The following is a 24,594-nucleotide window of genomic DNA, read 5'->3' on the forward strand; positions in this document are numbered from 1 at the left end:
CTGAGATTCTGAGATTCTGAGATTCTGAGATTCTGAGATTCTGAGATTCTGAGATTCTGAGATTCTAATAAATTTACTGCGTAAATTTATTTCCTGCAAGTCTGCAAATAAAAAAAGCCTCTTCAAAAGAAGAGGCTTTAGTACTCAGAGCGGGACTTGAACCCGCACGAACATTGCTGTTCACTGGATTTTAAGTCCAGCGTGTCTACCAATTTCACCATCCGAGCATTGTATGGTTTTAGAGCGAAAAACGGGGCTCGAACCCGCGACCTCGACCTTGGCAAGGTCGCGCTCTACCAACTGAGCTATTTTCGCATTTTCAAATTTATTAAGAACCGCAACACTTGTTTTGTTTCGTATTGCGAGTGCAAATTTAGGACATTTATTCAATTACACAAGCGTTTTTTCAAAAAAAAATCGACTTATTTTATAACCTTCTGATAACCTAAAGTTTAAATTTGAAAAAATTTTGAATTTTATTTTTTAACAAGCATTCTTTTGATCTCATTCAGTTTCATCAATGCTTCCACTGGTGTAATTGCATTAATATCGAGATTCAAAATCTCTTCTTTTATCTCCTCCAGCAAAGGATCATCAAGATTAAAGAAACTCATCTGCATTTCATCATTAGCAGATTTTATTCCGTTTAAAGCATCACTTGAATGATTCTTTTCTAATTTCTTTAAAAGCTTTTGCGCTTTCGAAATAACCAATTGCGGCATTCCGGCCATTTTAGCCACGTGAATTCCAAAACTATGTGCGCTTCCTCCTTTTACTAGCTTTCTAACAAAAAGAACGGTGTCTTTTAATTCTTTTACCGCCACATTGAAATTCTGGATTCTAGGCATCGATTCTGTCATTTCATTCAGCTCATGATAATGCGTTGCAAAAAGCGTTTTTGCTCTTCCTGGATGCTCGTGCAAGAATTCGGCAATTGCCCAAGCAATCGAAATTCCGTCATAAGTACTTGTTCCTCTTCCGATCTCATCTAACAATACCAAACTTCTATCTGATAGGTTATTCAAAATAGAAGCTGTTTCATTCATTTCTACCATAAAAGTAGATTCTCCCATCGAAATATTATCTGAAGCTCCTACTCTGGTAAAAATCTTATCTACGATTCCCATTCTAACACTATCAGCAGGAACAAAACTTCCCATTTGAGCCAAAAGTACAATTAGAGCCGTTTGTCTTAAAATCGCCGACTTACCCGACATGTTTGGCCCGGTAATCATAATAATTTGCTGTGTTTCTCTGTCTAAGAAAACATCATTGGCAATATACGGCGTTCCAACTGGCAATTGTTTTTCAATTACAGGGTGCCTTCCGTTTTTAATATCCAATTCGAATGTATCATCGATTTCAGGTTGCACATATTGATTTTCGACAGCCATTTGTGTAAAAGAACACAAACAATCCAATTGCGCCACCAAATACGCGTTCATTTGAACTGGTTTGATATAAGTAGAAATCCAAGCTACTAATTGCTCAAAAAGCTCACTTTCTATTTTATAGATCTTTTCTTCTGCACCTAAGATTTTAGTTTCGTATTCTTTCAATTCTTCGGTAATATAACGCTCTGCATTTACCAATGTCTGCTTACGAATCCATTCTTCTGGCACTTTATCTTTATGTGTGTTTCTAACTTCGATATAATATCCGAAAACATTATTAAAAGAAATTTTCAATGACGAAATTCCAGTTCTTTCAGATTCTCTTTTTTCGATTCCTTCTAAAAACTCTTTTCCTGAAGTCGAAATCGCACGAAGCTCATCCAGTTCTTCATTTATTCCACTCGCAATAGCATTCCCTTTCGAAATGGCAACTGGAGCATCTTGATTTAGTGTAGTCTTAATTTTTTCACGAAGCAAATCACAAGCATGCAAACTGTCTCCAATAACTTTTACAGCTTCCTGCGGACTTTCCAACGCAAGAGTTTTAATTGGAATAATGGCATCCAAAGATTCCTTTAAATATACGATTTCACGAGGAGAAACTTTTCCTGCAGCAATTTTAGAAATCAAACGTTCCAAATCTGAAATCTGCTTGATTTGATATTGGATATTATGCAAGATTTCAGGATTTGACTTTAAATAAGCCACAACTTCATGCCTACCTTTTACTTTATTAGCATCTTTCAATGGTAAAGCCAGCCAACGTTTCAGTAAACGTCCTCCCATTGGAGAAAGCGTTTTATCAATAACATCCAAAAGTGTAACTGCATTTGGGTTATAGCTGTGATATAATTCTAAGTTTCTAATCGTAAAGCGATCCATCCAAACATAAGCATCTTCTGCAATACGTTGAATCGATGTAATATGCTGTACACGATTGTGCTGTGTCTCTGAAAGATAATACAAAATCGCACCAGAAGCAATAATTCCTTCTTTCAATTCTTCAACTCCAAATCCTTTTAAGGAATTCGTTTGAAAATGCTTTGTTAAGGTTTCTAATGCATAATCTTCTTTATAGATCCAATCTTCTAAATAGAAACTATGAAAATCCTCTCCAAAAGCAGTTTTAAAATCTCCTTTATTATTCTTTGGCACTAAAACCTCACTCGGATTAAAGTTTTGAAGCAACTTATCAATGTATTCTGCATTTCCTTGAGCTGTTAAAAACTCTCCTGTCGAAACATCCAAAAATGAGATTCCGATATTTTTATTAGCAAAATAAACAGATGCCAAGAAGTTGTTTGATTTTGACTGTAAAACCTCATCATTCAGAGAAACTCCCGGAGTTACAAGCTCCGTTACACCTCTTTTCACGATTGTTTTGGTCATTTTTGGATCTTCCAGCTGATCGCAGATCGCAACACGAAGTCCAGCTTTTACCAATTTTGGCAAATAAGTATTTACAGAATGATGCGGAAACCCAGCCAGCGCTGTTTCGGTATCAGACCCTGCTCCCCTTTTAGTTAATGTTATCCCTAAAATTTTAGAAGCTCTAATGGCGTCTTCTCCAAAGGTTTCATAAAAATCTCCTACTCTGAAAAGCAGACATGCATCAGGATATTTAGCCTTGATTTCGTTGTACTGTTTCATTAAAGGTGTTTCTTTCACCACTTTCTCTTTAGCTGCCAAATTATTATATTTTAAATGAAAAAATTAAGACAGCGAATTTATGATTTTTTAGTGGCATATCGAAAGCTTCAAAAATTAAAATATTTTAAGATATTTTTAGGTTGTGGTTTAAGAATTTTATATAGCTTTGTTTATCATTTAAAAAAAAGACCCTAAGATGAAAAAAATAATTTTATTCGCTATGTTAGCTGTAGCTGGTATTACGGCTACTAACGCGCAAACAACTAAAAAAGCCAAAGCTGCTAAAGTTGCTAAAGTTGAAGGAGCGGGAATGCTTTTCGAAACTGAAACTATTGACTACGGAACTATCGCTCACAATGCAGATGGAAAACGTGAGTTCGTTTTTGTTAACAATGGAACAAAACCATTAATCATTACAAACACTCAAGGATCTTGCGGATGTACAGTTCCTACTACTCCAAAAGAACCAATCGCTCCAGGAGCTAAAGGTGTTATTGGTGTAAAATATGCTACTGACAGAGTTGGTGCTTTTACAAAAACTGTAACTGTTACTTCTAACGCTGAAGGGCAACCTACAAAAATCCTTACTATTAAAGGTACTGTTTTACCAGATCCAGTAAAAAGCTAATCTGAAAAACATTTAAAATAATCAAAAAGCTTCCTTATCTTTGGAAGCTTTTTTTATGCATGAATTTAAAACAATGAGAAAACTCGAAAACAGCGAACTAGACCGCAAATCAATTGAAGATTTTAAAAAATCGGAGAAGACACCTTTAATATTAGTTTTAGACGATATTCGAAGTCTGCATAATATTGGTTCCGTTTTTAGAACAGCTGATGCGTTTTTGATCGAAAAAATAATTCTTTGCGGTATTACTGCAACTCCTCCAAATAAAGAAATCCACAAAACTGCTCTGGGCGCAACAGAAACCGTTACTTGGGAACATCATGAAAATGTTTTGGAAGTTATCGAAAACTTAAAGAAAGAAAATGTTTTGACTATGGCTATTGAGCAGGTCGAAAGTGCGATTTTTCTTCAAGATTTTAAAGTTGAAAAAAATCAGAAATATGCTTTGGTTTTTGGAAATGAGGTTTATGGCGTATCACAAGAAGCTGTTGCAATCTGCGACGGATGTATTGAAATTCCTCAGCTGGGAACAAAACACTCTCTTAACATTTCTGTAAGTGCAGGAATTGTGGTTTGGGACTTATTTCAAAAAATAAATTGGCCTGAATAAAAAATTATTTTTTTATTCTCAATTAATTGATATTTTTAGCGAATGAAGAATATCAAATTAGCAATCTTTTTCTTTTTATTTTTCGTTTTAAGTTTCAATTTTTCACATGCGAATGAAAATATAAAAACTTTTAACAAAAATAATACATACTTCTCAAAACCTAAAAAACAAAAGAAAAGCAAATTTGCAATTGACCCTCCAAAACTTATTGCACAAGGAGATCAATTTTATTGTCCACAAACATCAATTAACATTGTAACTGACTTTAGAATTGACCATGATATTACTGAAAACGGAACACAAGTACTTTACATTCAGATTTCGTCTGGATATTCAAATGGTTTTGATCGATTAGAACTAACAAATCCGAGCTTGCACCCTAACATTGTAACCAGTTGGGACGCTTCATCTGGAAAACTAAGATTGTCGGGAACAACTGCAGCTGACATTCCGTATGATGATTTTGTCTCAGCAGTAAAAGATGTTATATTTACTAATACTTCTGCAACAGCTAGCGGAACAAGAACATTTTCTATTACAATTGGACAGGCTAATTATTTGCCCTCTACTGGACATTATTACCTCTTTATTCCAAATATTGGCGTTACTTGGACAAATGCAAGAGATTTGGCCGCTTCAAGCACCTACTACGGCCTTCAAGGTTATTTGGCAACAATTCTATCTGCCGATGAAGCAAAATTAATTGGCGAGCAAGCTTCTGGAACTGGATGGATTGGAGGAAGTGATGCAGAAACTGAAGGTATTTGGAAATGGGTTACCGGTCCAGAAGCAGGAACTATTTTTTGGAGAGGAAATGCAAATGGTTCGACACCAAATTATGCTTTTTGGAACACTGGCGAACCGAACCAGCAAGGCGATGAAGATTATGCCCACATAACGCAGCCAGGCGTAGGAATAAGAGGCTCTTGGAATGATTTATCAAATACAGGATCACTTACCTCTGGAGATGCTTATCAGCCAAAAGGATATATTGTAGAATATGGCGGAATGCCGGGCGAAACTCCATTAGAAATTGCAGCTAGCACTAAAATCACTATACCAGAAGCATTAACCTCTATTGATCCAACTCCTGCTTGCGATTCTGGAAACTTTACCTTTAATGCAACTGCCCCGGTTGGAGCAACAATCAGATGGTATGATGCTCTTGTTGGCGGAAATTTATTAGCAACAGGTCCAACCTATACTACGCCAACACTAACTGCAACTACAACTTATTATGTTGATGCTGGTTGCGAATCCAACCGTAAAACAGTAAAAGCAACTGTATATTCAACTCCTGTAACACCAATAGCAGAAAAAGACACTTATACAAATTGTGGTGCGGGATCTTTAACGATTAAAGCAACTTCAAATATTGGAATTATAAACTGGTATGCTTCGGCAACTGACCAAACCATTATATCTCAAGGAACAACTTTTACAACCCCAATAATTTCATCCAATAGGACTTACTATGCTGAAGCATCAAATAATGGATGCATAAACACAACCAGAACTCCGGTAAACATTGTAATTCATACTCCTCCGGTAGTTACAGATGAGACTTTGCCTTTATGTCAATTTCAATCCATAACGTTAGATGCAGGAATTTCTGGAATGAGTTATTCATGGTCAAATGCTAATGAAACAACTCAACAAATTACAGTTAGCAAAGGAGGCAAATATACCGTCCTTGTTACAAGTCCTGAAAACTGTTCAAGCACAAAAACAATAACAGTTGAAGAACATATGATTCCTCAAATCGCGCGTGTTGATGTTGAAGGAACTACAGCCATTATTTATCCTGTAAAAGCAGAAGATTATTTTGAGTATTCTGTTGATGACATTTATTATCAAGATTCAACTGTTTTTTACGATGTCCCTGGTGGCTTGCAAACCGCTTATGTACGAGAAAAAAACAGATGTGGGCACGATACCAAACAATTTGTAATACTTGTTTTTCCTCCATTTTTTACACCAAACAACGATACTTACAACGATGTTTGGGAAGTAACCGGAATGGAAAATTATCCTCAGGCTGTCGTGACAATTTTTGATCGCTACGGAAAACTAATAGCACAATTGAGTCGTTTCAAAATGAGCTGGGATGGCACATTAAATCAAGTTCCTCTTCCTTCATCTGATTATTGGTATGCTTTAAAAGTAGATGATTCAACACCTGTTTTAAGAGGACATTTTACATTAAAAAGATAATATGAATATAGAAACCATTCGAGAAATCTGTCAAAAACTAACGGGTACAACTGAAGATATTAAATGGGAACACGATCTGGTCTTTTCGGTGGGCTCAAAAATGTACTGTGTTGTTGGACTTGACCAAAATCCTACGTCGGCTTCATTTAAAGTTTTGGATGAAGAATTTGAAGAAATAAGCAATAAACCCGGATTTAAACCAGCACCTTATGTTGCCAAATACAAATGGGTTTTAATTGACGATATTACTCGAATGAAAAAATCAGAATGGGAAAAATACATTCAGCAGTCTTATCGTCTTGTTCAGGAAAAATTATCTGCAAAACTCAGAAAACAGCTCGGAATAATATAAATTCAAGAAGCCGTTTTATTCTTAATTTCATTTAAAATATAAAGATAATCTTCGTGATTTTTTACAAAATCACGATTAGAAACATCAATGATTAAAACATTCAAATCGGTTTGAGATTTTATGTATTCTAAATAACCATTATTTATTTTTTCTAAATATGCAGCTTCTATATTCTGTTCATAAACTCGACCGCGTTTTTTGATATTTTGAAGAAGACGATCTGTATTTTGATACAAATAAATATACAAATCTGGTTTTGGCATTTCTCTGTAAATAATATCGAATAGATTTCTATACAAACGATATTCATCTTCAGCAAGCGTGATTTTTGCAAAAATCAGTGATTTAAAAATATGGTAATCTGCAACAATAAAATCTTTAAACAAATCAAACTGCGCCAAATCATCTGCTAACTGCTGATAGCGATCAGCCAGGAAAGACATTTCTAAAGGAAACGCATATCGATTTTGATCTTTGTAAAACTTTGGAAGAAATGGATTATCTGCAAATCTCTCTAAAACCGTTTTTCCGTTAAAATCTTCTGATATTTTATGCACCAAAGTAGTTTTTCCTGCGCCAATATTTCCTTCAAAAGCAACATAATTAAATTGGTTTAACGGAATTTGAGCAATTGGGCTTTTCAAATCCTGAACAACCGTACACACACTGTCATCTGGAGTAAAGGCAATTAGTTCTGAAACTGTTTTCTGCAAAATCGGGTGCTTCCAATTTAACTTTAAATCCTGCATTGGCAATAAAACAAAGTTTCTATTTTGCATTAATGGATGAGGAACTTGAAGTTTTTCTGTATCAATTATTTCAGCATCAAAAGCAATCAGATCAACATCAATAATTCTAGACTGATATCCTTCTTGGTTCAAACGGATTCTTCCCAGTTCTTTTTCGACTTTTAAAATCTGATTGAGTATTTTTTGTGCAGAAGAATAAGTATGCAGAAGAAGTGCACAATTATAAAAAGCATCACTCTCAAAGCCCCATGCTGGAGTTTCGTAAAGTTTTGAAACCTCAATAACAGTCCCTACATTTTGGTGTATTAAATCAATACATTTCTGAATGTTTTCTAGTCTGCTGCCTTGGTTGCTGCCTATCGATAAAACGACTTGATGCTGTAATTTCATAATTAATGCAAATTAACTAAAACTATTTTAGAATTAACCAATATATTTGTGAAACGACGTCTCAAATCCAATCAATAATTTAGAAGTCTAATTTGTAACATTTTGCCCTTTTTCGCTACTTATTAAAAAAATATACATATGAAGTTTTTAGGAAATGTAATTGCCACAGTTATTGGTATTTTTGTTTTTATTATGCTCTTCTTTTTTGGAGTAATCTTTATCGGAGCCATTTTTGGCGGAGACGATACTGTTTCTGTTAAATCGGATTCGGTTATTGAATTGAATTTAAAAGAAATTAAAAATGATTACGCAGGGAAATATAAAGATCCTTGGGTAACTGTCTTTTCAGACAAAAAAGGCATTGGTTTGACAGATGTTATCAATGCAATTGAAGCCGCTAAAACAGATGACAACATCAAAGGAATTTCGATCTTAAACGACGAGTCTTCTCTTGGTCTTGCACAATATAAAGATTTAAGAAATGCTCTTGAAAGCTTTAAAAAGTCAGGGAAATTTGTCTGGGCTTACGCAAATACTTATTCTCAAAAAGAATATTATTTAAATTCTGTTGCTAACACAATTTATATAAATCCTGCTGGAGATTTAGATTTTAAAGGTCTTTCTTCTGAAGTTATGTTTTTTAAAGATTTTCAGGATAAATCGGGAATTCACATGGAAGTTATTCGTCACGGAAAATACAAAAGTGCTGTTGAACCTTTCTTAGACAACAAAATGAGTGATGCCAACAGAGAACAAATCACGGCGCTTTTGAATTCTATTTGGTCTACCGTTTCTGCTGATATTTCAAAAAGCAGAAATATTCCGCTTCCTAAATTAAACGAAATTGCAAACGGACTTTTGGCAAGAACTCCAGAAATGGCCAAACAACAGCATTTGGTTGATATTATTGCTTACGAAGATGTTTATCACGATGCTATCAGAAAAGCGCTAAAAGTAGACAAAGACGAAGATTATAATAAAATTTCAATCTCAGATTATACTCAAAATAACGTAACAACAGCTTTAGCGAATTCTGCGTCAGATCAGATTGCTATTATTTACGCTCAAGGCGAAATTGGAAGCGGAGAAGGAGATGTAAATACTATTGGAGAAGGTTCAATGAGACGTTCTCTTCAGGAAGCAAGAAAAAATGACGATGTTAAAGCTATCGTTCTTAGAATCGACAGTCCAGGAGGAAGCGCACTAACTTCTGATTTAATTTGGAGAGAAATCGAAATCACTAAAAAAGTTAAACCAGTTGTCGTTTCTATGGGTAATTATGCTGCTTCTGGCGGTTATTATATTGCTTGTAATGCCAATAAAATATTTGCCGAAAACAATACGATTACCGGATCTATTGGTGTTTTCGGAATGCTGCCAAATTTTAGTCCATTGGCTAATAAATTAGGAATCAATTCTGAGCAGGTTAAAACGCATGAGAATTCTGCAAATTACAGTCCCTTTTTACCTGTCGATGAAAAATTCAAAGCTTTTACCTTAGAAGGGGTTGAAAAAATCTATAACACTTTTGTGACTCACGTTGCCGAAGGACGCAAAATGACTTTTGCACAAGTTGATTCTATTGCACAAGGTAGAGTTTGGTCTGGAACCGAAGCTTTAAAAATTGGTTTAGTAGATAAAATAGGCGGACTAAATGATGCGATTGCTGAAGCAGCAAGAATCGCTAAAGTAAAAAATTACAGTACTCAGAATTATCCTGAATACGAAAAAACCTTAAACGATCTATTAGGTAATCTTCCTTTTGCAAAATCGAAAGAAGCATTTATAAAAGAAGAAATCGGAGAAGAAAATTATCTTCTTATTGAACAGGTTAAAAAATTCCAAAAACAAAAAGGAGTTCAAGCCATATTACCTTACGGAATCAACATTTATTAATTGGACAAAAGATGAATAAAGTAATTCTTTTTCTAACGGTTTTGTTTTGGAGTTTCTTAAACGCCCAAACCCAAAAAGAAATCACGTTTAAGGAAACACCAGCGATCTTAAAGATAAATAATGATCAGATTTTTGGCACACTGACAACGCCAGATTTAACCAAAAAGTTTCCAGTTACTTTAATCATTGCGGGTTCTGGCCCAACGGATAGAAACGGAAATAATCCGATGATGAAAAACAATTCGTTGAAAATGCTGGCAGAAGCTTTAGCAAAAAACGGAATTGCATCTTTAAGATATGACAAAAGAGCAATTGGAGAAAGTAAAGCGGCCGGAGGTTCTGAAAGTAGTTTGGTTTTTGAAAACTACATTCAAGACGCGAAAAGCTGGATTAATTATTTAAAACAAGATAAACGTTTTTCTAAAATAATTATAATCGGTCACAGCGAAGGCTCTTTGATTGGAATGGTTGCCAGTGGAAAAGCAGATAAGTTTATTTCGATTGCAGGTGCAGGCGAACCAGCAGATCAGATTTTGAAAACACAGATTGGAGCAAAGTCAATGAAACAGCTTAATGACATAACTTTTCCAATTATTGATAGTTTAAAAAACGGATTTGAGGTAAAAAAAGTCGACCCGATGCTAAATTCTCTTTTCAGGCCAAGTGTCCAACCTTATCTGATTTCGTCGTTCAAATACAACCCTCAGACCGAAATACAAAAGCTTACCATTCCTATTTTAATAGTACAAGGAAATAATGATATTCAGATTGCAGTAAAAGATGCCGAAAATTTAAAACAGGCAAACAAAAATGCAGACTTGCAGATTATTGACAAAATGAATCATATTATGAAAATTGTCGATGGCGGTCAAGAAGCTAATTTAGCCAGTTACAATAACGAAACACTTCCAATTTCGGAAGTCTTAGTTGAAAAGATTGTCTCTTTTATTGAGAAATGATAAAATAAACACCCTAAAAAATCCGTTTTGAAAATAGTTCTCAACGGATTTTTTTATTTAACTATTTTTAATATTTTTCTTACGTAATTAAGAAAACTTTATCTTCAAACTCTAGTAAAAAAAACTATTTTTGCAGGAGTCGATTTTAAAATGTAAACCCTCAAATCTATTTATATGCTAAAAAAAGTTTTAAAAATAAGTGCCATAGTTCTTGTGGTATTTGTTGCTGCATTATTTGCCATTCCGTTTTTGTTTAAAGACCAAATCAAGTCAAAAATCGTCGAAGCCATCAATGAAAGTGTTGATGCCAAAGTAAGTTTTACTGATGCCGATTTAAGTTTGTTTAAGAATTTTCCAAACGCGACAGTTGGAATCGAAAAGTTAGTTATCATCAACAAAGCCCCTTTTGAAGGCGATACTTTGGTTTCACTAGGAGAATTGAATTTAAAAATGAGCATTAAAGAGCTTTTCAAAGGAAAAGAAGAACCTTTAAGCATTCAGGGAATTAGTTCTACCAACGGATTAGTAAATATCATTTTCAATAAAGATGGTGTCGGAAACTTCGATATTGCTTTAAAAGACAAAAAAGAAGATAAGAAAGACGAAGCAAGCAAACCACTTGCATTGAAAATCCAAAACTATAAAATTGAGAATTTTACTTTTAGATACATCGATCAAGGTTCTAAAATTAAAATGGTCATTGACAGTTTAAACCACGAAGGAACTGGAGATTTTACCAATTCAAAACTAGATCTGACTACAAAATCTACAGCAAAAGTTTCATTGGACATGGATAAAATAAATTACATGAAAAATGTGAAACTAACTCTTGACGCCGTTCTTGGAATCGATTTAGAGAAAAGCAAATATACTTTTAAAGAGAATAAAGCTTTAATCAATCAATTGCCGTTAGAATTTGACGGATTCATTCAAATGGCTGAGAAAGCTCAGATTTACGATTTAAAGTTCAAAACTCCTACTTCATCTTTTACCAATTTCTTAGGTCTAATTCCTTCTGCTTATGCAGCAGGTTTGGATGGCGTAAAAACTACTGGAGATTTTACAGTAAATGGTTTTGCAAAAGGAGAACTTACTGATACAACTGTTCCTAAATTTAATATCGAGATTGCATCTAACAATGCTTCTTTCCAATATCCAAACCTTCCAAAATCGGTTCAAAATATTGTAATTGACACAAAAATCATTAACGAGACTGGAATTTTAAATGATACTTATGTCAACCTAGATAAGTTATCTTTTAGAATTGATCAGGATGTTTTTAACGCTAAAGCGAATATCAAAAACATCACTGTAAATCCTATTATTGATGCGGCTTTAAAAGGAACAATCAACCTGGCTAATCTTTCAAAAGCATATCCGATCAAAATGGACAAACCTTTGGCTGGTATATTAAAAGCAGATGTTACTACTAATTTTGACATGGCTTCTGTAGAAAAAAGCCAATACCAAAATATCAAAAATGCTGGTACAATGAGCTTGTCAGGATTTAAATATACTGACGAGAACAACAAATCTATGAACATCAGCACAGCTATGGTTGAATTTAATCCGAGCAGAATTAACTTAAAACAATTTGATGCTACTACTGGAAAAAGTGATATCAGCATTAATGGAGTTTTAGAGAATTTCTATGGTTTTATGTTTAAAAAACAAGAACTGAAAGGAAACTTCAATATGAGCTCAAACCAATTGGCTGTTGATGATTTCATGACTGCTGGCGAACCTGCAAAAGAAGAAACCAAAACTCCAGCGAAACCAGCTGATGCGATGAAGATTCCTGCTTTCTTAAATTGTACATTGAATGCAAAAGCAACAACGGTTTTATATGACAATCTGAAATTAAAAGATGTTTCTGGAAGATTGCTTATTAAAGATGAAAAAGCAACTCTTGAAAACTTTAAAACAAATATTTTCGGAGGATCTATTGGTCTTAACGGAGCAGTTTCTACAAAAGAAAAAGTGCCAACTTTTGACATGAATTTAGGATTCAATCAGGTAGACATCGCACAGACTTTTACACAGTTGGACATGATGAAAAAAATCGCGCCGATTGCCGGAATCATTAACGGGAAACTGAATTCAACTATTAAACTGAATGGTAATTTGGATGCAAAAGAATTGACTCCAGATCTTAAATCTATTTCTGGAGATTTAATTGGTCAATTACTGTCTACTACAGTTAACTCGAGTAACTCTACTTTACTTACTGCATTAAGTTCTAATGTTAAGTTTCTTGATTTAAATAAAGTGAATTTGAATGATATTAAAGCTGCTTTAACCTTTGATAATGGAAAAGTAAATGTTAAACCTTTTGACATTAAGTACCAAGATATTAAAGTAACTGTTGGAGGAACTCATGGTTTCGATCAAACTATGAATTATACTCTAAAATTTGATGTTCCTGCCAAATATTTGGGAACTGAAGCCAACAACTTAATTGCAAAAATGTCTCCTGCAGATGCTGCTAAACTGGATAATATTCCGATCAATGCTTCTTTGACTGGTAACTTTTCAAATCCTAAAATCAGTACAGATATGAAAGCTGCTGTGAGCAATTTAACTACACAATTGGTAAATCAGCAAAAAGACAAACTGACTCAAAAAGGAACTTCAGCGCTTACTGATTTGATAAATAAAAACACAAAAGCAAAAGACACAACTCAAGCTGCAAAAACTGAAAAAGAGCAGAAAACTCAAGAAGTAACAAAAAAAGCAAGTGATTTATTGAATGGTCTTTTCAAGAAAAAGAATCCATAAAAAGGTTCTGAGATGCTAAGGTGCTAAGCTTTTCTAAAACTAAAAAAAAACTTAGAACCTCAGCACCTTAGAACCTCAGCATCTTAAAAAACAAAAAATCCTGTTCATTCGAACAGGATTTTTTGTTTTTATATAGCTTTTGAATAACTGCTTAATCTTCCATTATTCAAAATTGTATTTATAGTTTTTATGTATTGTTTTTTCGTGTAGAGATTTACGTCTATACCGATACTGCAATTATCATAAGGTTCGTATTTTTTTAGATTAGAAACAGAAAACAATCCGATAGTTGGTGTATGGACAGCACTGGATAAATGCATAATTCCACTATCTGCACCGATAAATAACTCAGCATTTGCAATAACTGATCCTATCTCGCGAATATCTTTACTATAAAATGTTGGCGCTTTAAATCCGATTTGAGACACATTTTCTACAGGCAGAATCTCAATAATATTATAATCTTTATATTCTGAGGTAAGCTGAGAATAAAATTTTTCCCACCACTCTTCTGATAGACATTTTGCCCCTGTTGCGTAAGTAAAAATGCAGATTGTTTTTTTATCGTTATTGGTCAGTTCTTTTAAAATTCTTCTGCCTTCTGTAATTTCAGAAGCCGATAATTTGAGATCTATAGGAGCAATTATTTTATTGCTGTTTGTAGGCATTCTCAGTTTTGATAAAAAATTTCGGAAATTGTAGACTGGATATTTTGCGATGTGTTCAAAATCATTTTTTTGTTCTGCCGACTCCTCGCTGGAATCTCCAAAAAACTTGTATTTTGCATTTGAAAATTGAACTGCCAATCGGCCTGAAGAAGAATTTTGATCTACATTAATAGCTAAATCGTAGTGTGCTCTTTTTAATGAAATCCAAACCTTTGAGTATTCCACTAAGCTTTTAAATGGTTTTTTAGGCAAATGAATTATTTTGTCAACGACGTCATATTTTTCAAAAATAATGGGAGCCAAAGTACCTTTTACAAATAAATCAATTTTACAATTTGGAAACATTTCAGACACTTCCTGAACGAGTGGTGTAATCAATAAAAGGTTTCCTAACCTTCCATTTGGTCTACAAATAAGAACTTTTTTGATTTCACTCTTATCGACCAAAATAAAATCGTCTTGCATATTTGCCTTTCCAACATTCTTTGTGAGGCTCCGCATTATGCTACGTCTGTGCACATTTATTTTGTTTAAAACACTCATTTATGGAATAATTTACGATTACAAAATCTTGATTAATTTTAGAAATAGTGGTATTTTCAAATCTACCTTCTTTTATTTTCTAAAAATAAATTCTTCCAATAAGCATTTGTTACAAAATTGTAATCAAATGTATCAATATTCACATCTCATTGTCTTTGGAATTGAGTTAAAATTACAATAAATTATCTTGTATTTAACAAATTACTAGACAGTTACATAAAAAACATCGACAACTCCCCAGAAAATCTAGACGTCTATTGTGACCACATAACCTTCTGATCCGCGAATATTAAATACCGTTCCATTCTCAAATAATAAATACTGTCCTTTAATTCCAGTTAGTTTTCCGCTGAAAGAAGGTGTTTTATCTAAGTTTAAACTATTCACTTTTGAAGGATAACTTAAAACTGGATATTGAAGTTCGTAAACATCATTTTTTTCAGCATAAAAATAATCTTTAACTTCTGCCGGAATTAAACTTTCAATTTTGGCTTTTTCTGCAATAAGGTCAAAGCTCTCAACAGAATTCTGCAGCATTTTTCTCCAATTGGTTTTATCGGTATAATGATCTTTTAGTGCCACCTCTGTTATTCCTGCCAAATATCGGTTCGGAACCTCAACAATTGCAATAGCTTGAGAAGCACCTTGATCTATCCAACGAGTTGGAACCTGAGTTTTACGCGTTACACCAACTTTTATTTCGCAAGCTGAAGCCAAATAAACAATGTGAGGCTGCAACTGAACTTTTGACTCATATTCTAAATCTCTATCTGCAATTCCTAAATGCGCCGTGCTCAATTCTGGTCTCATAATCCAATCTCCAACTTCTGGACTTGAATAGAAACACTCGTAACAAAAACCTTGTCGGTATATTTTTTTCTTTTTACCGCAATTCAAACATTGGTAGCCTACAAAATTGATTTCAATTTCTTTATCCAATAATTGATTCACATTTAAGAAACTATCCTCAAAAACCAAATAGTATTGAATTGGACTCCCTAGTTCAGTTTGCATTTTTGTCAGTACACCTTGATATTGCATTCGTCTTTTTATTTATAATTGCTGATTTCGATTTATCAAAAGATTTAAAATTTTTTGTGTTAAAATTCGTTTGATTAGATAGAATCTTTACTTCAAATAGAATTGTTTTTTACAAAAAAATATTATTTTTGATATGAAGACAAAGTTACTATTTGTCTCTCGATATTCAAATTTTAAGTTTTTTGTTTTGCATATATTGTAAAGATTTAAAACCTAAAATCCTTTAACTAAAAAACAAATTCATGCCTTTATCTATTATCAATTCGTTTGCATCCTGGGTCCTCAAACAAAGGATTCATCAAATAGAACTTTTTTTAAAATACCCAAATGAAGTTCAGGAAGAATTATTGCATAACTTATTGACGGCATCTGAAAATACAGTTATTGGAAAAAAATATGAGTTTTCGAGTATTAATTCTTATCAGACATTCGCAGAAAGAGTTCCTATTGCAACTTACGAAGAATTACAGCCACTTATAGAACGCACACGTTTGGGCGAACAAAACGTTTTTTGGGAAAGTCCGATTAAATGGTTTGCCAAATCAAGCGGGACTACAAATGCCAAAAGCAAGTTTATTCCTGTAAGTAATGAAGCTCTTGAAGATTGTCATTACAAAGGCAGCAAAGATCTTTTGTGTCTTTACTTAAATAATAATGAAGATTCTGAATTGTTTTTGGGAAAAAGTCTTCGCTTAGGCGGAAGCTCTCAGATTTACGAAAACAACAATACTTTCTTTGGCGATTTATCGGCTATTTTGATTGAAAACATGCCTATTTGGGCTGAGTTCAGCAGTACACCAAGCAGTAAAACTTCGCTTATGAGCGAATGGGAAACGAAAATTGCAGCCATTATCAACGAAACTAAAAATGAGAACGTAACCAGTTTTGCAGGAGTTCCGTCTTGGATGTTGGTTTTAATGAATAAAGTTCTTGAAAACACAGGCAAACAAAGCTTATTGGAACTTTGGCCAAATCTGGAAGTTTACTTTCACGGAGGTGTAAGTTTTTCTCCTTATAGAGAACAATACAAAAAACTATTGCCGAGCAAAGATTTTAGATATTACGAAATATACAATGCCTCTGAAGGCTTTTTTGCGATTCAGGATTTAAACAATTCGAGCGATTTATTATTAATGCTGGATTACGGAATTTTCTACGAATTTATTCCGATGGATACTTTTGGAACTCCAAACCAAAAAGTGGTTCGTTTGGCGGATGTTGAATTGAATAAAAACTACGCAATTGTCATTACTACAAATTCTGGTTTGTGGCGTTATTTAATTGGCGACACTGTTCGTTTTACTTCTTTAAATCCGTACAGAATTAGAGTTACAGGAAGAACCAAACATCATATTAATGTTTTTGGCGAAGAATTAATGGTTGAAAATACTGATCAGGCTATTGCAAAAGCTTGTCAGGTGACTCAAACTGAAGTTATCGATTATACGGTTGCTCCTATTTTTATGCACGACAAAGAAAAAGGTGCTCATGAATGGATGATCGAATTCAAGAAAGATCCTGCCGATGTAGGTCTTTTCCAAAAAGTTCTGGACGAAACTCTGCAAACCCTAAATTCTGACTACGAAGCAAAACGCTATAACAATATGACTTTAAATCCTTTGGTGGTTAATGTTGCCAGAGAGAACCTATTTTATGACTGGCTAAAGGAAAGAGATAAATTAGGCGGTCAGCATAAGATTCCGAGACTTTCCAATCAAAGAGATTATTTGGAGCAATTGAAAGAAATGTGCTAAAACAACTTATAAAATGAAAGACACAAAATTTAGCGAAATGACCACTGAAGAACTGATTAAAAATCAGAAGACATTAAAAACCGTGAATACTATCTTTTGCGTTGTTCTTTTTATGTTATTCGTTCTTAATATATTCATTGTTTTTATGAAAGGCTTTAGCGCCATGAATGTTATTCCTGTTGCTTTGTTACCTATTCTTTTCCTGAATCTTAAGAATTTAAAGGAAATGAAACGAGAACTGGAATCTAGAAAATAAGCGAAAAAAGTCTTTTCTCTATATGAATAGCCACTAACTTTAGTGGTCAAAAAACATTACACATTAATGGCTTTAGCCAAATATATACTCTAGCTAATCAATTTTGGCTAAAGCCTTATCAGTACTTTATATTTTATTCCTCCAGCTAAAGCTGGAGGCAATTCAATTAAAACTTCTTTGAAAATTTCATTTTTCTTTTTAAAAACGATAATTCCACTAAACCCGCATGAGGGATAGAAGTGGAAATCCTTTTATGCCGGGGTTCGGCATAAAAGATTGAAACGGATAGCCCGCCCCGCCTTTTTCTGGCGGGACATGCCCATATAAAAAACCTCAGATCTTAATTGAAAGACTGAGGTTTTGTTTTATTGCATCTAATATGTCATTTCGACAAAGGAGAAATCTCCACAAGTAGCTCCGTAACGAAAAACCAATCTTTGTCGAGTTTCTTACGAAGATTTCTCCTTCGTCGAAATGACAAAAATTGTGCAAAATTAAACTTCTACATCATATCGATATATCTATCGTGGTATCCTAAAAGATATAGAACACCATCAAGTCCTAAACTTGAAATTGACGTTGAAGCACTTTCTTTTACTTTTGGTTTAGCGTGAAAAGCGATTCCAAGACCTGCTAAATTTAACATTGGCAAATCGTTGGCTCCATCTCCAACCGCGATAGTCTGGTTGATGTGGATTCCTTCTTTTTCGGCAATTGCTTTTAATAATTCTGCTTTTTTCTGACCATCTACAATATCACCTAAATATTTACCTGTCAGTTTACCATCTTTTATTTCTAATTGATTGGCGTGAACGTAGTCTATTCCTAATTCTTTTTGAAGATATTCTCCAAAATAGGTAAATCCTCCAGAAAGAATTGCTGTTTTATAACCATAGTATTTTAAGGCTTTCATTAAACGATGTGCGCCTTGCGTGATTGGTAAATTAATCGCAACGTTTTGCAAAACTTCTTCGCTCAAACCTTCCAACAAAGCCATACGTTTTTTGAAGCTTTCGTTGAAATCAATTTCACCGTTCATAGCCGATTCTGTAATGGCACGAACTTGATCTCCTACTCCATTCAATTCTGCTAATTCATCGATTACTTCGGTTTGAATTAAAGTCGAATCCATATCGAAGCAAACCAAACGGCGGTTTCTTCTATAAATATTATCTTCTTGGAAAGAAATATCAACGTTGAGTGTTCTAGAAATTTCCATAAAACTCGCTGTCATGGTAATCTTGTTGACGATTTCGCCTGTGACAGACAATTGAATACATGAACGCGGATATTCTTCTTTTTCTACAACAGAAGTTCTTCCTGTTAATCGGATAATAGAATCAATATTTAAATTCTGATCTGACAATATTTGGGTCACTGCAGATAGTTGTGAAGCCGCCAGTGTCTCTCCTAAAATATTGATGATATAACGCTGTTTTGATTGTGATTTTACCCACGTTTCATAATCTTCGATAGAAATCGGAATAAATTTGACTTTAATTTCCAATTCGTATGCTTTAAACAAAAGATCTTTTAAAACGGGTGCAGATGAAGATCCTGCAGCAATCTCGAACAAAATTCCTAAGGAAAGTGTATCATGTATATCAGCTTGCCCGATATCTAAAATATTAGCATCGTACGTTGCTAATACAGCCGTTAAACCTGCTGTAACTCCAATTTTATCGTGTCCAGAAACTTTTAATAAAATAATTTCTTTATCTTCTGCTGCCATTTTTCTTTCTTGATTATGAAGCGACAAAAATCGGCAATCTCTTGTTGATAAAAAAGAATATTCATTGTTTTTTTGAAACGAAAAAGCACATTTTCATGTGCTTTTTCGAGTAATTTAACATTTCTGTTTTATTATTAAAATAACGTAACTTTTTGATTATTTCATTGGTTCATTTTTATCAAAACTTACCATCCAATTGATGCCGAATTTGTCTTTAAACATTCCAAAGTAAGATCCCCAGAAAGTGTCATTCATAGGCATTTCTACTTTTCCTCCAGCTGAAAGTCCGTTAAAGATTTTATCTGCCTCTTCTCTGCTTTCGGCATGAACAGAAACAGAAAAGTTATCTCCAATACCGACATCTCCGTATCTTGGATGTGTATCGCTCCCCATTAGAACACTACTGCCAATTGCAAGAGATACGTGCATAATTCTATTCAGAGCTTCTTCAGAAAGCACTTCGCCTTCTTCCGCAGGAGCATCTTTAAATCTTCCGATATACGGAAAATCTCCACCAAAAACTGATTTATAAAACAGAAATGCTGCTTCGCATGTTCCGTTAAACATTAAATATGGGTTAACTGCTATTGCCATGATATTTCTTTTTAATTGTTAATTGTAAAATTTTAAATTGTTAATTATCTACCTTTCTTTTATTCTCTTTCTTCTAGCTTTTACTTCTCAGACAATTCTTTAATCAATTCCACCGCTTTTGGAAAGGCGTCTTTGAAATAATCAATATGTTTTTCAATTACATCTACCTCAACATGAAGATTTACAGCATCTCCTTTTTGAGTCAGTTTATAAGTTTCCATTGCACCACTCCATTTTTCTGTCTCCGCATTTGGTGGCACTTCTTTAAAATCTTTGATTTCGCCAAGATGCTTAAAAGCCATATATTCATTTGGAATTTTAGTTTCAATAAGACTATTCATTCCTGCTCCGCCAGGACCTAAAAAGTAAATTTTGTCTCCTTCATTCCAATTCGATTCCGCATAACTTCCTTCAGCGAAAACACTTGTCCATTTTCTGTACGTTTCATCGTCCCATAAGACTTTCCAAATCTTTTCTTTAGAAGCCTTTATCTCAATATTAAACACTAATTTTTCCATCTTAATCTGGTAATTTACTAAAATCCATAAATAAAACATTCCAACGATGACCGTCCAAATCGGTAAAACCGCAACCGTACATCCAACCCTGACTTTCGGCAGGAGGAGCAAAAACGTTTCCGCCGGCTTCTTTGACTTTTTCAGCTAATTCATCAACTTCTTCCCTACTTTCTGCGTCAATCGAAATCAAAACTTCTGAGCTTGAATTCGTATCTGTAATGCTGTTCTTAGAAAAACTCGAAAAAAGCATTTCTTCAAAAAGCATTATTACAAAATGTCCTTCACCTACAACCATGCACGTCGAACTTGGCGTATCATGCTGTTCATTAAACGAAAAACCAATTTTCCAGAAAAAGTCTTTCGCTTTTGCCACATCCTTTACAGGAAGATTCAACCATATTTGTTTTGTCATTTTTTGTTTTTTTGTTGGGTTAGATATTTATTTCTTTTTAAACCATATAAGTACTATTTAGCATTCTATTTTCAACCTTTGAGCCTTTGTTACTCTGCTCCTTTGCACCTTAATTAGCTTCAACGTAACTTTTAAAATTATCTAGAATTGCCTGCCAGCCAGCACGCTGCATTTCTTCTGGGTTCTGCGTTTCTGGGTCAAAACTTTCAATTATTTCAACACCATCTGCTGTTTTTGTAAAAGTAATTTCAACTTTTCTTCCGTCTCCCATAACATACGAAAGCGCTTCGTTTGGTTTTACTAAAGTAAATTCACCTCCAAAATCAAAACTCATACTTCCGTCTTTTGCTGCCATAGTCGATTTGAATTTCCCTCCTTCTCTCAAATCAGTTTCTGCATAAGGCGTGTGCCAGTCAGGAGAAGCAAAGCTCCATTTTGTAATATGTTCTGGAGTATTCCAAAAGTTCCAAACTTTGTCAAGAGATGCATTCACGGTGTTTTTAATTGTTATCATTTTTATAGTTTTTTAATATTCTTTTGTTTAATCTGTTTCGTATTAATTATTACATATTTTCTGGAATCTGACTTTCATCCATAAAGAAAACTTCCCAATGATGCCCATCAACATCCAAAAAAGTTCTTTGATACATCCAGCCATAATCATTTGTCTGGTTATAATCTATTCCGCCTGATTTAATGGCTTTTTCCATCATTTCATCAACCTGCTCTCGAGTGTCTACTGAAATAGCAATAATAGCTTCACTAGTTGTTGTTGAATCACAAATTTGTTTTTTGGTAAAGGTTTGATAAAACTCTTCTACCAAAATCATTACAAATATATTTTCATCAACAACCAAACAAGCTCCTTTTTCATTTGTGAATTTTGGATTGGTCGAAAAACCAAGTCCGTTATAAAAAGACACTGCCCTGTTTAAATCTTTTACAGCAAGATTTAAGAAGATTTTTGTTTTCATCTTTATAAAATTACGAATTAATTAAAACAAATTTAATTTTTTAAGATTACTTAAAAATGCCAATAAAAGTCATTTTTAGGGGCATTTAAGACATTTTGCTTATTTTTGTATGATACTGCAATTCCAAAAAACCAAAATATCATGAGCACGAAACTAGGTTTAATCATACCTCACGATTATAAATTGCTAAGCATTGCGGCAATATTAGAGGTATTCGAAACTACGAACAAACTTACTCCTGGAACTGAAAAACCATTTGAAATTATGATTTTTCAGTCGCAAGAGCAAAACGATCAAGGAAATTTGTTTGGATATAAAAGCAACGCGATTGAAACTTCAGATAGTATTCTAGACTTAATTTTAATTCCCGCTTTTACTACAGATAATATGAGCGAGATGATTAAAAAGAATAAAAGTTTTATTCCGTGGTTGCAAAAACAGCATAAGGCTGGAGCTGAATTAGCCAGTTTTTGTACCGGAGCTTTTTTGTTCGCAGCCTCTGGTTTACTGAATGAAAAATTGGCGACAACACATGTTGATGCCTGCAGTGCATTTACCAAAGCTTTCCCGATGGTAAAATTAAAACCAGAAGAAACTTTGACTGCAGACGGAAGTTTATACACCAGTGGCGGATCGACCTCAACCTTTCACCTATTGATTCTTTTGGTTCAGAAATTCTGCGGTAACGAGATGGCAGTCAAAATTGCTAAAACATTCTCAATCGACCTGAACAGATACAAACAAAGCTATTTCAGCACTTTTAGACCCAACCATTTGCACAATGATTCTTTAGTAGCCATGCTACAGCAAAAAATTGAGAATCAATACCATTCCATCGAAAAACTGGAAGAAATCACAAAAGATATTCCGACAAGTACCAGAAACATGACACGCCGTTTCAAACAAGTGACAGGAATTCCTCCAATTGAATATTTGCAAAACATTAGAGTCGAAAGTTCGAAAAAATATTTAGAACAAACCCAGCTTTCAATTTCAGAAATTATTGAAAAAACAGGTTATAACGATCCTAAAGCTTTTAGAAAGGTTTTTTATAAAATGGTTGGCATGAAACCAATTGAATATCGAGAGAAATTTAGAGTTCAATAGTTTTCATAAAACTAAACGAAAAAGACAATAAAAAAACCTGTTCAAAAAATGAACAGGTTTTTAGAAAATATATTTTCAATAATTAAGAAGCAATTTCCATACGCTTCAATAAGTTTTTACTTAACGTATGTTCTGCATATTCTTTATCGATTGTCAAACTAATATCATCAGATGTTGGCAATTCGTACATCGCATCTGTCAAAATAGCTTCACATAAAGAACGTAATCCACGAGCACCTAATTTATACTCCAAAGCTTTATCTACAATAAAATCTAAAGCTTCATCTGTAATCGTGAATTCAACATCATCCATTAAGAATAATTTCTGATATTGTTTGATCAATGCATTTTTAGGCTGTGTTAAAATTGCACGAAGCGTTGCTTTATCCAAAGGATCCATGTGCGTTAAAACTGGTAAACGTCCAATAATTTCAGGAATCAAACCAAAGTCTTTAATGTCTTTTGGAATGATATATTGCAATAAATTATCTTTATCGATATTGTCAGTGTTTTTAGAAGTTGAATAACCAACTGCCTGACGATTTAAACGTTTAGAAATAATACGTTCTACTCCATCAAAAGCTCCACCAGCAATAAATAAGATATTTTGAGTATTTACCTCAACAAATTTTTGGTCTGGGTGTTTACGCCCTCCTTTTGGCGGTACGTTTACAACTGTTCCTTCCAACAATTTTAATAATGCCTGCTGAACACCTTCTCCAGAAACATCACGAGTAATTGACGGATTATCGCTCTTACGGGCAATTTTATCAATTTCGTCAATAAACACGATTCCTCTTTCTGCTTTTGCTACATCATAATCTGCAGCCTGAAGCAAACGAGTCAAAATACTTTCAACGTCTTCTCCAACATAACCTGCTTCTGTCAATACTGTAGCATCAACAATAGCCAAAGGAACATCCAACATTTTAGCAATAGTTTTTGCCACTAATGTTTTTCCTGTTCCAGTCTGACCCACCATAATGATGTTACTTTTTTCAATCTCAACTTCATCGTCTAATTGCTGTTGCATTAAACGTTTGTAGTGATTATAAACCGCAACCGACATTACTTTTTTAGTCTGGTCTTGACCAATAACATATTGATCTAGGAAAGCTCTAATTTCTTTTGGTTTCTTTAAAATTAAGTCCCCAACTAGTTTTGCGCTTCCGCTAGATTTTAATTCTTCTAAAACAATTCCGTGTGCCTGTTCAATACACTTATCACAAATATGTGCATTGATACCTGCAATTAATAAATTAGTTTCTGGCTTCTTTCTTCCACAAAACGAACATTCTAATACTACTTTTGCCATTCTATATTTAGTTACTAAGCTGCAAAGATACTAAGTTTCTAAGCTTTTTTACCTAAAACT

General features: G+C 33.9%; 21 protein-coding genes and 2 tRNA genes. 10 read left to right on the plus strand and 13 right to left on the minus strand.

What is annotated here, in order from left to right:
• Nucleotides 1–141 precede the first annotated feature (141 nt).
• The 3 genes from DMA14_RS00820 to mutS form a co-directional block, all read right to left on the minus strand.
• Nucleotides 142–227 (minus strand) — tRNA-Leu (locus DMA14_RS00820).
• Between the two features lie 15 nt (nucleotides 228–242).
• Nucleotides 243–315: transfer RNA gene (locus DMA14_RS00825), tRNA-Gly, on the minus strand.
• Between the two features lie 161 nt (nucleotides 316–476).
• Nucleotides 477–3,083 (minus strand): DNA mismatch repair protein MutS, encoded by a 2,607-nt coding sequence (gene mutS, locus DMA14_RS00830; protein ID WP_162536269.1) that lies wholly within the window; start codon nucleotides 3,081–3,083, stop codon nucleotides 477–479.
• Between the two features lie 157 nt (nucleotides 3,084–3,240).
• On the opposite strand from mutS, the gene DMA14_RS00835 reads away from it, so the two are divergent.
• The 4 genes from DMA14_RS00835 to DMA14_RS00850 all read left to right on the plus strand — a co-directional run bounded on the left by DMA14_RS00835 (nucleotide 3,241) and on the right by DMA14_RS00850 (nucleotide 6,848).
• Nucleotides 3,241–3,672 (plus strand): DUF1573 domain-containing protein, encoded by a 432-nt coding sequence (locus DMA14_RS00835; protein ID WP_008467274.1) that lies wholly within the window; start codon nucleotides 3,241–3,243, stop codon nucleotides 3,670–3,672.
• A 73-nt stretch (nucleotides 3,673–3,745) separates the two neighbouring features.
• Complete coding sequence (locus DMA14_RS00840; protein WP_111422493.1) at nucleotides 3,746–4,282, plus strand: RNA methyltransferase; 537 nt, start codon at nucleotides 3,746–3,748, stop codon at nucleotides 4,280–4,282.
• A gap of 42 nt (nucleotides 4,283–4,324) precedes the next feature.
• The gene (locus DMA14_RS00845) at nucleotides 4,325–6,496 is read left to right on the plus strand and encodes an Ig-like domain-containing protein (protein ID WP_111422376.1); all 2,172 of its coding nucleotides are present in this window, start codon (nucleotides 4,325–4,327) and stop codon (nucleotides 6,494–6,496) included.
• A gap of 1 nt (nucleotide 6,497) precedes the next feature.
• Nucleotides 6,498–6,848 (plus strand): MmcQ/YjbR family DNA-binding protein, encoded by a 351-nt coding sequence (locus DMA14_RS00850; protein WP_111422378.1) that lies wholly within the window; start codon nucleotides 6,498–6,500, stop codon nucleotides 6,846–6,848.
• 2 nt (nucleotides 6,849–6,850) lie between these two features.
• Here the strand turns inward: DMA14_RS00850 and folK are convergent, their stop codons facing one another.
• A complete protein-coding gene (folK, locus tag DMA14_RS00855) occupies nucleotides 6,851–7,987 on the minus strand; it encodes a 2-amino-4-hydroxy-6-hydroxymethyldihydropteridine diphosphokinase (RefSeq protein ID WP_111422380.1) in 1,137 nt (378 codons plus the stop codon).
• A 138-nt stretch (nucleotides 7,988–8,125) separates the two neighbouring features.
• Between folK and sppA the strand changes: the two genes are divergently transcribed.
• The 3 genes from sppA to DMA14_RS00870 all read left to right on the plus strand — a co-directional run bounded on the left by sppA (nucleotide 8,126) and on the right by DMA14_RS00870 (nucleotide 13,620).
• On the plus strand, nucleotides 8,126–9,883 hold the full coding sequence (gene sppA / locus DMA14_RS00860) for a signal peptide peptidase SppA (protein ID WP_111422382.1): 1,758 nt from the start codon (nucleotides 8,126–8,128) through the stop codon (nucleotides 9,881–9,883).
• Between the two features lie 11 nt (nucleotides 9,884–9,894).
• Entirely contained in the window at nucleotides 9,895–10,842 is a 948-nt protein-coding gene (locus DMA14_RS00865; RefSeq protein WP_111422384.1) for an alpha/beta hydrolase family protein, read from the plus strand.
• 174 nt (nucleotides 10,843–11,016) lie between these two features.
• Nucleotides 11,017–13,620, plus strand: coding sequence for an AsmA-like C-terminal region-containing protein (locus tag DMA14_RS00870; protein WP_111422386.1), 2,604 nt, complete (start codon nucleotides 11,017–11,019; stop codon nucleotides 13,618–13,620).
• Nucleotides 13,621–13,748: 128 nt separating this feature from the next.
• Here the strand turns inward: DMA14_RS00870 and DMA14_RS00875 are convergent, their stop codons facing one another.
• Both DMA14_RS00875 and DMA14_RS00880 read right to left on the minus strand, forming a co-directional pair.
• Nucleotides 13,749–14,831 (minus strand): glycosyltransferase family 9 protein, encoded by a 1,083-nt coding sequence (locus DMA14_RS00875; RefSeq protein WP_111422388.1) that lies wholly within the window; start codon nucleotides 14,829–14,831, stop codon nucleotides 13,749–13,751.
• Nucleotides 14,832–15,077: 246 nt separating this feature from the next.
• Nucleotides 15,078–15,872, minus strand: a complete 795-nt coding sequence (locus DMA14_RS00880) for a DUF2797 domain-containing protein (RefSeq protein ID WP_111422390.1) — start codon at nucleotides 15,870–15,872, stop codon at nucleotides 15,078–15,080.
• 242 nt (nucleotides 15,873–16,114) lie between these two features.
• Between DMA14_RS00880 and DMA14_RS00885 the strand changes: the two genes are divergently transcribed.
• Together DMA14_RS00885 and DMA14_RS00890 are read left to right on the plus strand one after the other, a co-directional pair.
• Nucleotides 16,115–17,626: a GH3 auxin-responsive promoter family protein gene (locus DMA14_RS00885; protein ID WP_111364933.1), complete on the plus strand. Its 1,512-nt coding sequence runs from the start codon at nucleotides 16,115–16,117 to the stop codon at nucleotides 17,624–17,626.
• Between the two features lie 13 nt (nucleotides 17,627–17,639).
• The gene (locus DMA14_RS00890; protein WP_111422391.1) at nucleotides 17,640–17,882 is read left to right on the plus strand and encodes a redox-active disulfide protein 2; all 243 of its coding nucleotides are present in this window, start codon (nucleotides 17,640–17,642) and stop codon (nucleotides 17,880–17,882) included.
• A gap of 502 nt (nucleotides 17,883–18,384) precedes the next feature.
• On the opposite strand, the gene serB is transcribed toward DMA14_RS00890, so the two are convergent.
• The 6 genes from serB to DMA14_RS00920 all read right to left on the minus strand — a co-directional run bounded on the left by serB (nucleotide 18,385) and on the right by DMA14_RS00920 (nucleotide 22,112).
• Nucleotides 18,385–19,614 carry a phosphoserine phosphatase SerB gene (gene serB, locus DMA14_RS00895; RefSeq protein WP_111422393.1) on the minus strand — a complete coding sequence of 410 codons (1,230 nt, stop codon included), beginning with the start codon at nucleotides 19,612–19,614 and terminating at the stop codon, nucleotides 18,385–18,387.
• 156 nt (nucleotides 19,615–19,770) lie between these two features.
• Nucleotides 19,771–20,208 (minus strand): VOC family protein, encoded by a 438-nt coding sequence (locus DMA14_RS00900; protein WP_111422395.1) that lies wholly within the window; start codon nucleotides 20,206–20,208, stop codon nucleotides 19,771–19,773.
• A gap of 80 nt (nucleotides 20,209–20,288) precedes the next feature.
• On the minus strand, nucleotides 20,289–20,726 hold the full coding sequence (locus DMA14_RS00905; protein ID WP_111422495.1) for an SRPBCC family protein: 438 nt from the start codon (nucleotides 20,724–20,726) through the stop codon (nucleotides 20,289–20,291).
• 1 nt (nucleotide 20,727) lies between these two features.
• On the minus strand, nucleotides 20,728–21,138 hold the full coding sequence (locus DMA14_RS00910; RefSeq protein ID WP_111422396.1) for a VOC family protein: 411 nt from the start codon (nucleotides 21,136–21,138) through the stop codon (nucleotides 20,728–20,730).
• A gap of 109 nt (nucleotides 21,139–21,247) precedes the next feature.
• Nucleotides 21,248–21,652, minus strand: a complete 405-nt coding sequence (locus DMA14_RS00915) for an SRPBCC family protein (protein ID WP_111422398.1) — start codon at nucleotides 21,650–21,652, stop codon at nucleotides 21,248–21,250.
• A 49-nt stretch (nucleotides 21,653–21,701) separates the two neighbouring features.
• On the minus strand, nucleotides 21,702–22,112 hold the full coding sequence (locus DMA14_RS00920) for a VOC family protein (protein WP_111422400.1): 411 nt from the start codon (nucleotides 22,110–22,112) through the stop codon (nucleotides 21,702–21,704).
• A gap of 141 nt (nucleotides 22,113–22,253) precedes the next feature.
• On the opposite strand from DMA14_RS00920, the gene DMA14_RS00925 reads away from it, so the two are divergent.
• Nucleotides 22,254–23,219: a GlxA family transcriptional regulator gene (locus DMA14_RS00925; RefSeq protein WP_111422497.1), complete on the plus strand. Its 966-nt coding sequence runs from the start codon at nucleotides 22,254–22,256 to the stop codon at nucleotides 23,217–23,219.
• A gap of 82 nt (nucleotides 23,220–23,301) precedes the next feature.
• Here DMA14_RS00925 and clpX read toward each other — a convergent pair whose 3' ends face one another.
• Nucleotides 23,302–24,534 (minus strand): ATP-dependent Clp protease ATP-binding subunit ClpX, encoded by a 1,233-nt coding sequence (gene clpX, locus DMA14_RS00930; RefSeq protein WP_008467306.1) that lies wholly within the window; start codon nucleotides 24,532–24,534, stop codon nucleotides 23,302–23,304.
• Nucleotides 24,535–24,594 lie beyond the last annotated feature (60 nt).

It is taken from the genome of Flavobacterium sharifuzzamanii (assembly GCF_003254585.1).
In the GTDB taxonomy this organism is placed as follows: domain Bacteria; phylum Bacteroidota; class Bacteroidia; order Flavobacteriales; family Flavobacteriaceae; genus Flavobacterium; species Flavobacterium sharifuzzamanii.

What these genes read in the sequence shown, in the direction of transcription:
- DMA14_RS00835 (WP_008467274.1), top strand. Translation starts at nt 3,241, where the DNA reads ATGAAAAAAATAATTTTATTCGCTATGTTAGCTGTAGCTGGTATTACG.
- DMA14_RS00840 (WP_111422493.1), top strand. Translation starts at nt 3,746, where the DNA reads ATGAGAAAACTCGAAAACAGCGAACTAGACCGCAAATCAATTGAAGAT.
- DMA14_RS00845 (WP_111422376.1), top strand. Translation starts at nt 4,325, where the DNA reads ATGAAGAATATCAAATTAGCAATCTTTTTCTTTTTATTTTTCGTTTTA.
- DMA14_RS00850 (WP_111422378.1), top strand. Translation starts at nt 6,498, where the DNA reads ATGAATATAGAAACCATTCGAGAAATCTGTCAAAAACTAACGGGTACA.
- folK (WP_111422380.1), bottom strand. Translation starts at nt 7,987, where the DNA reads ATGAAATTACAGCATCAAGTCGTTTTATCGATAGGCAGCAACCAAGGC.
- sppA (WP_111422382.1), top strand. Translation starts at nt 8,126, where the DNA reads ATGAAGTTTTTAGGAAATGTAATTGCCACAGTTATTGGTATTTTTGTT.
- DMA14_RS00865 (WP_111422384.1), top strand. Translation starts at nt 9,895, where the DNA reads ATGAATAAAGTAATTCTTTTTCTAACGGTTTTGTTTTGGAGTTTCTTA.
- DMA14_RS00870 (WP_111422386.1), top strand. Translation starts at nt 11,017, where the DNA reads ATGCTAAAAAAAGTTTTAAAAATAAGTGCCATAGTTCTTGTGGTATTT.
- DMA14_RS00875 (WP_111422388.1), bottom strand. Translation starts at nt 14,831, where the DNA reads ATGAGTGTTTTAAACAAAATAAATGTGCACAGACGTAGCATAATGCGG.
- DMA14_RS00880 (WP_111422390.1), bottom strand. Translation starts at nt 15,872, where the DNA reads ATGCAATATCAAGGTGTACTGACAAAAATGCAAACTGAACTAGGGAGT.
- DMA14_RS00885 (WP_111364933.1), top strand. Translation starts at nt 16,115, where the DNA reads ATGCCTTTATCTATTATCAATTCGTTTGCATCCTGGGTCCTCAAACAA.
- DMA14_RS00890 (WP_111422391.1), top strand. Translation starts at nt 17,640, where the DNA reads ATGAAAGACACAAAATTTAGCGAAATGACCACTGAAGAACTGATTAAA.
- serB (WP_111422393.1), bottom strand. Translation starts at nt 19,614, where the DNA reads ATGGCAGCAGAAGATAAAGAAATTATTTTATTAAAAGTTTCTGGACAC.
- DMA14_RS00900 (WP_111422395.1), bottom strand. Translation starts at nt 20,208, where the DNA reads ATGGCAATAGCAGTTAACCCATATTTAATGTTTAACGGAACATGCGAA.
- DMA14_RS00905 (WP_111422495.1), bottom strand. Translation starts at nt 20,726, where the DNA reads ATGGAAAAATTAGTGTTTAATATTGAGATAAAGGCTTCTAAAGAAAAG.
- DMA14_RS00910 (WP_111422396.1), bottom strand. Translation starts at nt 21,138, where the DNA reads ATGACAAAACAAATATGGTTGAATCTTCCTGTAAAGGATGTGGCAAAA.
- DMA14_RS00915 (WP_111422398.1), bottom strand. Translation starts at nt 21,652, where the DNA reads ATGATAACAATTAAAAACACCGTGAATGCATCTCTTGACAAAGTTTGG.
- DMA14_RS00920 (WP_111422400.1), bottom strand. Translation starts at nt 22,112, where the DNA reads ATGAAAACAAAAATCTTCTTAAATCTTGCTGTAAAAGATTTAAACAGG.
- DMA14_RS00925 (WP_111422497.1), top strand. Translation starts at nt 22,254, where the DNA reads ATGAGCACGAAACTAGGTTTAATCATACCTCACGATTATAAATTGCTA.
- clpX (WP_008467306.1), bottom strand. Translation starts at nt 24,534, where the DNA reads ATGGCAAAAGTAGTATTAGAATGTTCGTTTTGTGGAAGAAAGAAGCCA.